Genomic DNA, 13,224 nt, shown 5'->3' on the forward strand with positions numbered 1-13,224 from the left:
TTTAGACTACTATGGCTTCCTTAAAAGAAGTAAGAAATAGAATTGTATCTGTCAATTCAACGCAGCAAATCACGAAAGCCATGAAAATGGTTTCGGCAGCTAAGTTGCGTCGTGCACAGGATGCCATTCAACAAATGCGCCCTTACGCAAGTAAATTAGCTGAAATGATTTCCACAGTATCGGCTCGGACAGATGCTGGTGCGGAAAATCCATTCACAGAAGTACGCGAGGTAAAACGAGTTATGATTATCGTAGTAACTTCCGACCGTGGTCTTTGTGGTGCTTTCAATGCCAACGTAGGTAAAGCAGCCATGGCTTTGGTGCAGGAGAAATATGCGAGTTTACATGCAGCGGGCCAAGTAGAAGTTTTATCCCTAGGTAAAAAAGGGGGTGAATATCTATCAAGACGTGGATATAAAGTCAATGATGCCCATGCGGATATCTTTTCTCGTTTGAATTTCTCAAACGTGCGGGAAATCGGTGAATTCATGTTGAATGCGTTTATGGAAAAGCAATTCGATGTGGTTGAAATACTTTTCAATTACTCGAAAAACGTAGCAACGCAAATCATTCAAACGGAGCAATTACTACCCTTGGTCGCGGCTGAAACGGGCGCAAAATCAAGTGCCGTTGATTATATCTTTGAACCTTCGGAGGAGCAAATCATTTCGGAATTAATTCCAAAGTCAATTAAATTGTCTATTTTCAGAGCTTTATTAGAGTCCAATTCATCTGAACATGGCGCTCGAATGACTGCCATGGACAAGGCAACTGAAAACGCGGGTGAATTAATCAAAGCGTTAAAATTAGAATATAACCGCTCACGTCAAGCTGCGATTACCAAGGAAATCCTTGAGATCGTAGGTGGAGCCGAAGCACTTTCAGCCTAAATTATGAAGCAAATATTCGTTTTTATTTTCGTTTTAATCTCGTTGCAAACATTTGCACAGGGCATTAAAATGCCAGCACCAAGTCCTGGCCAAACCATCAAACAAGATTTTTCGCAGTCCTTCATCGAAGTAGCCTATTCGCGTCCGATTATTAAAGGACGTACGATCTTTGGCGACATTGTTCCATTTGGAAAATTATGGAGAGCAGGGGCGAATAACCCAACCAAAGTGACTTTTGGCGAAGATGTGAAGGTTGCTGGAAAAGATTTGAAAGCGGGTTCATACCAATTAATGATCATTCCTTCAGCTAAAAGCTGGGAAATCATTTTCAATAAAGGAACAAATGGTGTTTTCAATTACCATCCAGAGGAAGATATTTTAAAAGTGTCAGTGCCTACAGTGATGTTACCATCAAGCTTAGAATCATTTACGATTCAGTTTGGTCAGGTGATTGCCAACAAATGTGAGATTCAGATCCTTTGGGAAAAAACAAGTGTATCGATTCCAGTAGAAACGGAGATTGATGCTAAAATTGCAGCCTCGATTGACAAAGCGATGAGTGTGGATACTAAACCATATTTTGAGTCGGCATCATACTATTTCGAAACGGGTCGTGACTTAAAAAAAGCATTGGAGTGGGCAACGAAAGCGTCGGAAGCAAATCCATCAGCTTATTGGGTGATGCATTTAAAAGCGAAGATTCAAGCGAAGATGGGAGATAAAGTTGGCGCGAAAGCGACTGCATTGAAATCCATCGAATTAGCAAAAGCTGGAAAAAATGAAGATTACGTGAGCTTAAATCAAAAATTAATTGATGGCTTATAATTGGAACTAAACAGAGCAAGAAAGCCTTTCTTAATCGGAAAGGCTTTTTTTAGCTTAAAATTATGAAGGAAGAAAACGGGTATAGTACGGGAGAGGAAAAAGAAACGGCAGTACTTGTGGCTGTAACTACGCAGAAACAAAATGCGGTACAAACATCGGAGTATTTAACGGAGTTGGCCTTTTTAGCCTCAACATCAGGTGTATTGACCTTAGCAAGTTTCACACAAAACTTAGCTAAACCTGATAACCGCACCTACGTGGGCAAGGGGAAATTAGAAGAGATTATTGCTTATCTAATCGCGAAAGATGTGGATATGCTTATTTTTGATGATGATTTAAGCCCCTCACAAGTCCGGAATATCGAATATGAAATCTCACTCTTGGGTAGAGAGATGAAGGTATTAGATCGTAGTTTATTAATTCTCAATATTTTTGCCCAGCGTGCTAAAACAATTCAGGCCAAAACCCAGGTTGAACTAGCCCAATATCAATACATGTTGCCCCGATTAACGCGCATGTGGTCTCACCTTTCAAAGCAGCGCGGTGGCGTGGGAATGCGTGGTCCAGGAGAAAAAGAATTGGAGACGGATCGTCGGATTGCCAATGACCGCATATCCTTTTTAAAAGATAAATTAGAAAACATCGATAAACAGTCTTCGACGCAGCGCAAGAACCGGGACCGCATGGTTCGTATTTCGCTCGTGGGATATACCAACGTGGGTAAATCGACACTCATGCAGAAATTAGCAAAAGTGGATGTTTTCGCTGAGAATAAATTATTTGCAACGGTGGACTCTACGGTTCGTAAGGTAGTTTGGGATAACATTCCATTTTTATTAACAGATACGGTAGGCTTCATTCGTAAACTCCCTACCCTATTGATTGAATCCTTTAAATCTACGTTGGACGAGGTTCGAGAGGCGGATATCTTACTCCATGTCGTTGACATTTCACACCCAAATTTTGAAGAACAAATAGAAGTAGTACAAGGAATTTTGAATGAGATGGGCGCGGGTGATAAGCCAACTATCCTCGTGTTCAACAAAATTGACCTATATAACGTCGAAGATGTTTTCTTTGAGGGGGCAGCGGTCGATGAAGATGGCAATCCGGAATTAACAAAAATGGAGCGGGTGACGCGCTTCTTGAAGCAATCGCATTGGCAGACGAATACGCCCAAAACCGTATTTATTTCCGCAGAACAACGCTCAAATTTGGGTGAATTACGCGGTATGGTGATGGAAATTATTAAGGAAAAACATTTTCAGATATTCCCTAACTGGTTGGATACCAATCACTTGATGGGGTATAATGATGGGGTTGTACCCGGGGAAGAGTAGAGAGTAGAGAGTAGAGAGTAGTGAGTAGAGAGTAGAGTATTGGCGCTGTAGTTCAACGGATAGAATAGGCGTTTCCTAAACGCTAGATGCGGGTTCGATTCCCGCCGGGGCCACAAAATTAGACGCTGGACGCTGGACATTAGACCATTTCCTAAACGCTTGATACGGCCGGGGTCGCGCCCGACTCGATTCCCGCCGGGGCCACAAAATTAGACGCTGGACGCTGGACATTGGACGTTGGACATTAGACGTTGGACATAAGACCTTAAAAATCTATAACAGACTTTGAAAATATACTTATATCTAACGTCTAACGTCCAATGTCCAGCGTCTAAAGTCTATCCTTGTGGAACAAAAAGACCGCTTGAGCGGTTTTACATCTGAAAGAACATTTTTTGAACTACCAATACCGCATTTTCGAGTCGACTTCCGCCCTTCCAACAGACTGGGATCAAGTAGCCGCACAAAGTATATTTTTACAATCAACTTACCTGCGCATTTTAGAAAATTCGATACCCACTAATATTACCTGTCAATTCATCGGTATTTATCAAGCAAACGAATTAATCGCAACAGCCATGTTGCAGCATCTCGATCTTGGAAAATTAGACGGCTTCGGCAATCGAGATCATGGCGCTTTAACCCTTCTCCGAAACTTTCTATTTAAACGCTATTCATCGAAACTTGCGATTATTGGGAATAATATGTTGACAGGCCAACACGCCATTTCGTTTAGTCCAAGCGCCAACAAACCCGAAATCCTCGCAGGCTTAAAAACCTTCGTAACTGAACTAACTCCAACGCCCCACTTGAACATATTCAAGGATTTTGAGTCCACAGATTGTGCGCATTTTGACCAGGCACCCTTCCAAAAAAGCCTTCAATTCAGCTCCCAACCTAATATGTTCATCGACCTTCGCCCCGAGTGGACGAAAGAAACTGATTACGTACAAGCGCTAACCAAAAAATACCGAGATCAATACAAACGAGCGCGTAAAAAGGCCAATGGTATTGAAAAGCGCCAATTAACATTAGAAGAAATTAAACAGCTCGAAAACGAAATTTATACGCTGTACCGTCACGTCGCCGACCACGCGCCTTTCAACACCTTTTTCCTAGCGAAAAACCACTTCTACTCGCTGAAAAAAGAATTGGGTGCCGACTTCCGATTTTTTGCCTATTTTGAGAACGGAGAATTAATCGGGTTTAATACACTCATCCATCACGACGAAATTCTAGAAACATATTTCCTCGGTTACGACGAAAAAATCCAAAAGGAAAAAATGCTCTACCTGAATATGCTCTATGATATGGTTGGATGCAGTATTCATAATGGATTTAAACGCATCAACTTCGGACGAACTGCGATGGAAATCAAAAGTTCCATAGGCGCTAAACCCGAACAATTATTCGGATGGATGCAACATAAAAATACCTTAGTCAATCGAAACCTAGGATTCTTTTTCAACTTACTTGAACCCGAAGCCCAATGGATTGAACGAAATCCATTTAAATCTTGACAGTTCCTTAATCTACTATAGCATCGAATTAATTACCTTTCGTGAAATATCTTATTTCATGAAAAAACTGATTCTACTTTTTGCTTGCTTTTCAAGTCTATATACATCAAAAGCCCAACAAATCCTCGAAGTTCCCGGCCTACATGAATTTGCAAAAATTGACACCAACGCATATTCAGTCCTTCCTAGCGGACGCTATGTGACACCAGCTGGAAAAACCTTACGAATCACAGATGACCCCTTTGGCTTATCCATCAGCCCAGACAAAAAATGGGCAGTAACCATTCATAATGCCGCATTTACGCGCATAGATTTAGGAAATCAAACATCAAAAAGATTCCCGGAATTTGGCACATCGGATAAAAATTCCCCCTACGGAAAAAGCTCTTTTTTAGGAATTGTGTTTGCCTCAAATAGCCAAAGTTTTTACCTCAGTGGAGGAGATGCAGGTAACGTATACCACGTAGATATTCAATCCGGAAATGTGCTAAGAACCATTTCACTCGATGGGAAAATTGGCGAAAAAACATTTAATGATAGTTTCGCATCCGATATGGCCATCATGCCAGAAAAAAATGAACTCCTCGTTTTGGATCAAGCAAATTACCGCATGGTGCGCTTGGATTTAACATCCGGAAATATCAAATCGAGCACGCCCACAGGCCGTCTGCCCTTTGGTATTAGCCTTAGTCCTGATCATCAATATGCATTCGTGGCGAATGTGGGCATGTATGCTTATCCGCTAGTCAACGGAACGACACCTGAGAATATTCAATCTCAATATATTCCCCACCACCCTTATGGAAATGACACGAAAGAATCGCGCGAGGGCACCACGGTAGCAGGTAAATCCGTACCCGGAGTGGGAGATCCACGCGTTAACGAAGCCATGAGTGTGTACCAGATTGATCTGCGAACTAACCAAACAATCGAAATCTACAAACCCGGTTTTCAAATCGGTGAAATGGTTGAAGAAATGGAAGTTGTCGGTGGATCAAGTCCTAATTCCATCGCCGTTGGCTCGCAATATATCTTCGTAAGCAATGCGACCAATGACAACATCGCCGTCATTGACTACAAAACAAAAAAGATTAAAGCGCATATTCCGATTCAATTCTCCCCATTATTAGATAAACGCAGAGGCTATTTACCTTTTGGTTTAACACTTAGTAAAGACGAAAAGAAACTATATGTTACGCTGTTAGGTCTAAATGCCGTCGCGGTCATCGATGTGCCTTCTCAAAAAACAAGCGGATTTATTCCAACCGGTTGGGGCCCTACGCGCGTAAAATTAGCAGCCGACGAAAAATTACTTTACGTCACCACGTGTCGAGGATACGGTGCCGGACCCAATGGTGGCGTCGGCTACAAAGCTCCGAAACAAGGAACATACATTGGGGATGTCCAATTAGGCACATTCCAAACGATTTCCATGCCGTCAAAAACAGAATTAGCTCAATTTACCACCCAAGTTAAAAACAATACCTTTGTCATTAAAGATGGTTCTAAGCGAGGAAACAGCACCTTCTCCATTACGAAACCAGGTCAAACACCCATTAAACACATCGTCTACATCACCAAAGAAAACCGTACGTATGACGAATTTTTTGGTCAATTTAAAGGTGCTAATGGCGATTCAACCATTGCACGCTACGGATTAAATCGGACGGTCTACGAGAAAAACAAAACCTTTAGAAACGTTGACGTAACGCCTAATCACCACCAAATTGCGAAAGCATTTTCGATGAGCGATAATTTCTACTGCGATAGCGACGCATCCATCCATGGACACCACTGGATGATGGGCGTGATTCCCAATGAATGGGTAGAAACCAACTCTAGCGTGAGCAAGACCGCTAAATTATTCTCCGAAGCGCCGGGTCGCCGATTTCCAGGATCTACCGGAAGTATGGATCCTGAAGACTATGCGGAAATTGGGGGAATTTGGGAGGCACTCGAACGCCAAAACATATCGTTTTACAATTTTGGGGAGGCAAACGAAACAGGACACGTACGCGAAGATTGGTTTGATACCCTAACCGGTGCTGGGCACATCGTGATGGTTCCCATGCAAAAAGCCCTATTTAAAAATACCAGCCATAACTATGCAGGATTTAACATGAGCATTCCTGATCAATTCCGCGTGCACCAATTTGAAACTGAATTCACCGAAAAATGGCTCAGCGGTAAAGAAAAAATGCCCTCATTGATTACGATACAATTACCGAATGATCATGGTGGAGATTTGGATTCTACTGCAGGATTTCCATACAAGGCCTCATTTATGGCCGATAATGACCTAGCATTAGGTCGTATGATGCAATTTCTCTCACACACACCTTATTGGAAAAATATGCTTGTCATCGTGACCGAAGACGATCCACAAGGTGGTGTGGATCACATCGACGCACACCGAAGTATTTTGATGATGGCTGGCCCGTATGTGAAACGCGATTATGTATCTCACCGACACGCTAATTTTGGGTCAATATTGCGTGTCATCTATACCTTACTCGGAATTCCGGCAGTCAACCACTACGACCAAACAGCCAGTGTTTTAGATGATTTCTTTACGGAAACACCCAACTTCGCGCCTTACCAATTTAGCTTCCCGGACAAACGGATTTTTGATGCAGACAAAACCATGATTCGCTATAACCGAACGATTGATTGGAGAAAAATAAAGAAGACAGTTGAAATGGATGACGAGGCTGACCAGCGGAAAAACCATTAATTACCACTGATAGCCGATTTGTACATGTAAGCTGCGTCCCATGCCATCAATCCCTGAACCATGCATGCGGTATAAGACATGGCCTAGATTTTCTCCCTGCATGGCAACGCGCAAGTGAGCATTTAGCTGATAAGCTAGGTGTAAACTTACGATGCCCCAACCGGGTGTTCCTTTCGGATTCATTCGATTATCGGCGCGATCACCGGCACTTAAACGGTCCTGGCGCGCTGCTCCCTGCCAGAGCATGCTGGTTTGTGCTTTCTTTACCTGGTATGTCACGGAAACATGGCCAAATAATGGTGGAATGCGCCGCATCGGTTCATTTTGACTTACATTTTGCCCATAAACATAAGATACTTGATTTGCCATTGACCAGCGCTCCCCCAATTGAAGCTGTTGGCCCCACTCGAATCCCCACATGTATGCCCCTACCGTATTTTCCTTCTGATACACCGGGTAATTCTGAATGATATCTTTTGTTTTTATACGCGTAATTAAATTGGTCAAATCGGAGTGAAACAATACAAGCTCCGACTTCCACACAGGCGTATGCACACGAATTCCCACATTCTTATTCCAGGAAATTTCTGGTTTCAAATCGTAGGCTGGTAATTCATACCGAAAATCCACAATCCCTAAACTGCCCAAATCATCTAAATTAGGAGCGCGAAATCCAGAGGCAACGGATGCGAACATGGTCATATTCCGACCCACCGCATAGGACAATCCCGCATCATACACCAAAGCACCCATGGAAATTTTCGATTGACCTACCGTCGAATCCGGCAAATCAGCCATTATGTGCTGGTAACGTAAACCCATGTGCACCTGCACATCTTTAAGTGACCATTCATGTAAACTGAAGGCCGATAAGGTTGAATAGCGCGAATTGTTGGGATATAAACCGCGTAAATTAATCCGCTGGGCGCCTTTTTGATCCACGCGTGTACTTTGTACGCCATCCATATACGACTCGAGTCCGGTAGAACTCGTCCAAGTAGATGAAAGCCTGCTTTTCACCTGGCCAATCAAAGCCAAGGTTTGCACTGCATCATTTTCCGTACGCAAAGTGGCACTCCCAATTTTTTGAAGGGAGCGCTTTTCAACACTCTCCTGTACCGAGGCCGTAAATTCGACTTGATCCAACAGCGCATTGGTCCCCTGATATGTTAAGCGACTAAATACCCGACGATAAATTTGGGCAGTCATTTCGTTCAACGCAAAATTTTCCAAACGCACTTTATGAAACACAGGAACGTTCGCTTGACTATTTTGTTGGACCAAATTCTCCCAAATAATCCGTTGGCCTAATTTCTGCCGCGCATGAACCAATATATTTTGCTCCTCAAAGCCGGTTGGCCTTTGAAATCCCCCTCCACCCCGCGTAATATCTCCGAATTTTTTAGCCGCGGCCAAGACTGAAATACTGAATTTAGTAGCTTCATAACTTAATTTCCCTAAGGCACTGGTCTCCATTCCTTGGCTGATGGCCCGGGTTAATACGTGTCCTGCCCAGCGGGATTCTTGACTAAACTGAGGCTTGCTAGTGGACAAATGAACAACACCACTCAGTGCATCAGAGCCATATTGGACAGCACCTGAACCACGCATTACCTCCACCTGATCTAAGGAAAATGGATCAATTGTATTTAAATATTGATTAGGGCCGAAACGAAAGGTTGAATTATTGAATCGAATGCCGTCCAACACCAACAAAGTTTGATTTCCAGTTAAACCGCGAACAAACGCTGAACCACCACCATGATTTGTCCGTTGTAAAAAAACACCTGGAACGGTTCGAAATAATTCAGGGGTATTTGGCAACTGACTACTTAGGACTTTTGCCTGAAAAATTGGGAAAGCCACCCGATTTCGCTCGATGGGTTGTCGGCTTGCGCTCACCACCACATTAACTAACGTGTCCGAAAGGCTCGCAAAAGCCAATCGGACACCTAATAAACTGACTAATAAAAACTGCATGTTAATCGATATCTGTACCAGAAACAGCTAAAATGGCTGCTCTGCGCGGTGCTGGCATCACCGAATTTTCGCCTTTAACAGCCTTCCAAATCACTTCACTAAATTCCAAATCGGGAACGGAATCCTCTTTACTAAAATCAAATCGAGCACTTTTTTGCGCACTTGGAGTATCCAATGCGTTTAACTCAAACAAATTTGTTCGAGGTAATTCATGCATAAAAGGAGTCAAATTCGATTCTGAAGTAAAACAACGATACATCGGGGTTGCCGCAGCGTCATATTGGCTCATTGGAGGCAAGCCCAAAATCAGTTCCATGGTTCGTAGCATCGAAGAAGTAGAATAAGGCGTATGGTCGACAAATCCACGTTTCACAAAGCCACCGGCTATGTAAGCAGTCGTACGGTGTGCATCCACGTGGTCTGGACCATTTTGCGCATCATCTTCTACAATAAATACAGCTGTCTCTTTCCAAATAGGGGACTTAGATAAATGCTCAACGAACAAACCAATCGCGTAATCATTATCGGCAACGTAAGCAAAGGGAGTCTTTTTCCCTAATTTTTGACCCTCTGTATGGTCATTAGGAAATTGCATCGAATTGAAACGAGGTACTTGATTCAAGGCAAGCAAGCGATCAAAATCTCTCTTCCAAGCATGAAAACGCGTAGTGTCCATCACATCTTGATTAAACGATGCATAGTCTGGACAAAAATGATCCGCAATGGCTGGAATATTTGGTTTGAAATCGGTCGCAAATTCTCCATATGTACGGTATGAAATCCCTGCTCTTTTAGCGTAATCCCAAATAAATCCATTCTTCGGATTCGCAATCGCGCGGTGACCTTCCCCGTCATAATTTCCGCCACGTCCACCATAAGAAGTTGGCCATGTCTTTTCCAAATAATCCGTCGCATGTGCCGAAGTAGACCAATTATGTCCATCCGAACTTACTTCACCATCTACATAAAAATTATCTAATAAGACAAAATCCTTTACCAGTTTGTGCTGATTAGGCGTATATTTTTCACCAAACAATAATAACGTCGTATCTCCATTACCTCCAACTACATCGGATAAAACTTGGTCGTATGTACGGTTTTCTTTTAATATATAGTACACATATTTAATCGGTGAAGGGTCCCCTACTTTCATTGGGATTGGATTCCCTTTCTCTCCTGCCGCATGCATCTCGCTTTCCTTCGTGTAAGGCGTATTTTGATAGACGGCAGCTGAAAGTATGGCTAATTGTTGGGCATTGGGTTCCTGAAAAATGGACATCGTCCCTTTCATTAATCCACCAATGTAACCTGTACGAACCTTTTTATTATTATCTGACTTTTGGTAAGTAACTGTTTGTTTTTTCTCAACGGGATTTGGACCATCTGGATTAGCAAAAGAAGAAAAACCTTTTCCGTTGGCAACAAACAATTTACCCTTTACAACCTGTAAGGATGTTGGGTACCAACCTACCGGAATAAAACCTAAAGATTTGGATTGACCTGGTTTTTCAACTTCAAAAACTGCTAAGCAATTATTGTCTGCATTGGCTATATACAGGCGCTCTTCATTTGCCGACAAAGCCAAGCCATTTGTAGAACTACCCGCTAGGGCGTTAGGAACCAAAGCCGCATTCAGTACTTCTATTTCTTTTGCCGTGCGCGTATCGATAACTGAAACTGAATTATCATTCGCATTGGCAACATATAGTGTTTGGCCATTTTTTGTCAAGACCATTTCATTGGGGTGATCACCAACTGCGATAGCAGGTAGGAATTTATTCGTTGAAATTTGAAATGGAAGAACTTGACGAGCTCCCCAAATCGAGATATATAACATGTCTTTTTTCTTGTTAAACAAACAAGTAAATGCCTCCGCGGGTAATTTATGAACGGATAGTATCGTTTTTGTTTTGGCTTGAATTACATATAAGGAATTGTTTTCCTTTGTAACTACATAAAGAATATCCGTTGCATCATCGTATTCGATACCTGATGGCGAAATCACCGCTTTCTTTTCTGTTGTTAAAGCAATTTTATCCTTTTCAACCAGCTTGCCTACTTCAATTTCAAATACCAAAATGACATTGTCATTCCCACCCGAAACAAAAATGGTTTTGTTATTCGCCGCTACCTTCAAACCATACCAAGATTTAGGCAATTCCTTTGAATCTAAAATTTGATTCGAAGCGACATCGATCAATTGTAAACTTTGAACGCTTTGGCCGTTGTTGGTCACCAACAAATACTTTTGATTAGGCGAAACAGCCACGTGCAAAGGTAAATCCCCTAAAGGAATCGATTCTCCGTGAGGAGATAACTTCCATCCGTTTGGAAGTGTGACACGCTTTGACGTTAATTGAGACTGTAAATCGGATTGTGCATGTAATTGTAACGTCAATAAAACAGCACAAAAAATTAGTAGATAGCGCATATGTTTTTTTTCTTGAAATTAATCCAAATGTGTGAGCAAAGTAAGGCTCAACAGTTGATTTAACAATTTGTTATTACCGCTTTTCGATCACAAATTCATCCCCCACTACTCCGTCCGATTGAATCCATTTTAAATTAAATGTTCGCTTGTCAACATCCAAGATAACGGATCCACCGATTTTATTGTTGGTGTACACCGACGACTTCATGGGAAAACCCGGACGCTGACCGCCCACTTTTCCACCCGAACCATTGACGACATAAATTACTCCTTGGCCCTTTGGTCCTACATTATAATGATTAGGTGAGGTAGACTCAGCCACCACGTGCGTTGCCGCATCAAATGTCTCATTTATGCCAAAATGCCCGCGCATTGGGTAACTACGTTCGTAGACGTGACTATGTCCGGCAATGACTAGGTCAACTTTATACTGCTCGAAAAGTGGATTTACGTTTTCGCGTAAATGCTTCATGTTCAATTCAGTATCCGAATCATGCGAGCCTTTGGAATAAGGAGGTTTATGAAAATAGACAACCACCCAAGGTAATTTATTAGCCGCTAAATCGGCCTTTAACCAATCGTATTGCAAACCTTTACCATCCATTAATTGCAATCCATTCACATCGCGCATTTCCGTGTCTAAGGCAACTAAATGTACTTGCCCGTAATTAACAGAATAATAAGATTCCGATTGCGAAGGAACTCCGCCTGCTTGGCCTGCTACGGGCATATTGAATATCTTAAAATAAGGAGGCAAACTAGGATCGTGTTTACCCGCATAATCGTGATTTCCAGGAGAAGGATAGATGGGAAGATTTTGCAAAAATGCTGTTTGATAAACATCAAATACATATTTTTGATATTCTTCATCCTTTCCATTCGAGTACGCATTATCCCCCAACCAAATCCATGCATCGGGGCGATTTCCTTGCGTATACGATTCAATCGATTTCATGACAGCCTTCTGGCTTGCTGAGCCATCGCCAAAATCACCCAAAGCCCAAATCCGTACGGACTCTTTCGACCCAAATGCAGGAGCGGTAACGACATAGCGATTGGAATCAAAAGATTGAGAATCAATTTGATAGGCGTACTTCGTCGCTGGTTTTAATTTGGTTAAAGCGAGCACGTGATCGACTACATGGGCTGTATCCTGAGCAACTAAAACTTTTCCTTTTGCCTGATAAAATACTCGGCTAGGAGCTGGAATATCAGTCCGCCAATGTACTAAAACAGAGTTGGGTGTGACAGACTGCAAATATGGTCCACGAACAATTTGTGCTTTTTGGCCAAGGCAAATAGTCGCTTGAAGTAAGAATAAAAAGACGATTTTTTTCATAAGAGGTCAAAAAAAAGGCGCCAAAAAATATTGGCGCCTTAAAGATAAAAAAAATTAGTAACCTGCGTTTTGTTTTAAATAACCTGTTAAGTTAGACGCTCCATCAATCGCCGTTTGCGGGATTGGGAAAACACGCCTATTCTTATTTTTATCTGTTTTCTCTGT

The 13,224-nt window shown here is 42.3% G+C and carries 8 protein-coding genes and 1 tRNA gene; 6 read left to right on the plus strand and 3 right to left on the minus strand.

All coding sequences use genetic code 11. The annotated features are described in order from the left end of the window. The first annotated feature begins 11 nt into the window (after positions 1-11). From atpG to AC1W6K_RS01435, 6 genes are all read left to right on the plus strand, one after another. Complete coding sequence (atpG, locus tag AC1W6K_RS01410; RefSeq protein ID WP_481719193.1) at positions 12-890, plus strand: ATP synthase F1 subunit gamma; 879 nt, start codon at positions 12-14, stop codon at positions 888-890. Positions 891-893: 3 nt separating this feature from the next. Continuing rightward, positions 894-1,715, plus strand: coding sequence for a DUF2911 domain-containing protein (locus tag AC1W6K_RS01415; RefSeq protein ID WP_481719192.1), 822 nt, complete (start codon positions 894-896; stop codon positions 1,713-1,715). A 62-nt stretch (positions 1,716-1,777) separates the two neighbouring features. Beyond that, positions 1,778-3,055, plus strand: coding sequence for a GTPase HflX (gene hflX, locus AC1W6K_RS01420; protein WP_481719191.1), 1,278 nt, complete (start codon positions 1,778-1,780; stop codon positions 3,053-3,055). Positions 3,056-3,096: 41 nt separating this feature from the next. Beyond that, positions 3,097-3,168: transfer RNA gene (locus AC1W6K_RS01425), tRNA-Arg, on the plus strand. A gap of 282 nt (positions 3,169-3,450) precedes the next feature. Beyond that, a complete protein-coding gene (locus AC1W6K_RS01430; RefSeq protein WP_481946164.1) occupies positions 3,451-4,575 on the plus strand; it encodes a GNAT family N-acetyltransferase in 1,125 nt (374 codons plus the stop codon). A 58-nt stretch (positions 4,576-4,633) separates the two neighbouring features. Continuing rightward, entirely contained in the window at positions 4,634-7,309 is a 2,676-nt protein-coding gene (locus AC1W6K_RS01435; protein WP_481946165.1) for a bifunctional YncE family protein/alkaline phosphatase family protein, read from the plus strand. Here the strand turns inward: AC1W6K_RS01435 and AC1W6K_RS01440 are convergent, their stop codons facing one another. The 3 genes from AC1W6K_RS01440 to AC1W6K_RS01450 form a co-directional block, all read right to left on the minus strand. Continuing rightward, positions 7,310-9,289 carry a TonB-dependent receptor plug domain-containing protein gene (locus tag AC1W6K_RS01440; RefSeq protein ID WP_481946166.1) on the minus strand — a complete coding sequence of 660 codons (1,980 nt, stop codon included), beginning with the start codon at positions 9,287-9,289 and terminating at the stop codon, positions 7,310-7,312. Position 9,290: 1 nt separating this feature from the next. Next, a complete protein-coding gene (locus AC1W6K_RS01445) occupies positions 9,291-11,720 on the minus strand; it encodes a bifunctional YncE family protein/alkaline phosphatase family protein (protein WP_481946167.1) in 2,430 nt (809 codons plus the stop codon). Between the two features lie 73 nt (positions 11,721-11,793). After that, a complete protein-coding gene (locus AC1W6K_RS01450; protein WP_481946168.1) occupies positions 11,794-13,059 on the minus strand; it encodes a metallophosphoesterase family protein in 1,266 nt (421 codons plus the stop codon). Positions 13,060-13,224: the final 165 nt, after the last annotated feature.

The organism is Aquirufa sp. (assembly GCF_964796385.1).

What these genes read in the sequence shown, in the direction of transcription:
- AC1W6K_RS01440 (WP_481946166.1), bottom strand. Translation starts at nt 9,289, where the DNA reads ATGCAGTTTTTATTAGTCAGTTTATTAGGTGTCCGATTGGCTTTTGCG.
- AC1W6K_RS01415 (WP_481719192.1), top strand. Translation starts at nt 894, where the DNA reads ATGAAGCAAATATTCGTTTTTATTTTCGTTTTAATCTCGTTGCAAACA.
- AC1W6K_RS01435 (WP_481946165.1), top strand. Translation starts at nt 4,634, where the DNA reads ATGAAAAAACTGATTCTACTTTTTGCTTGCTTTTCAAGTCTATATACA.
- hflX (WP_481719191.1), top strand. Translation starts at nt 1,778, where the DNA reads ATGAAGGAAGAAAACGGGTATAGTACGGGAGAGGAAAAAGAAACGGCA.
- AC1W6K_RS01450 (WP_481946168.1), bottom strand. Translation starts at nt 13,059, where the DNA reads ATGAAAAAAATCGTCTTTTTATTCTTACTTCAAGCGACTATTTGCCTT.
- AC1W6K_RS01445 (WP_481946167.1), bottom strand. Translation starts at nt 11,720, where the DNA reads ATGCGCTATCTACTAATTTTTTGTGCTGTTTTATTGACGTTACAATTA.
- atpG (WP_481719193.1), top strand. Translation starts at nt 12, where the DNA reads ATGGCTTCCTTAAAAGAAGTAAGAAATAGAATTGTATCTGTCAATTCA.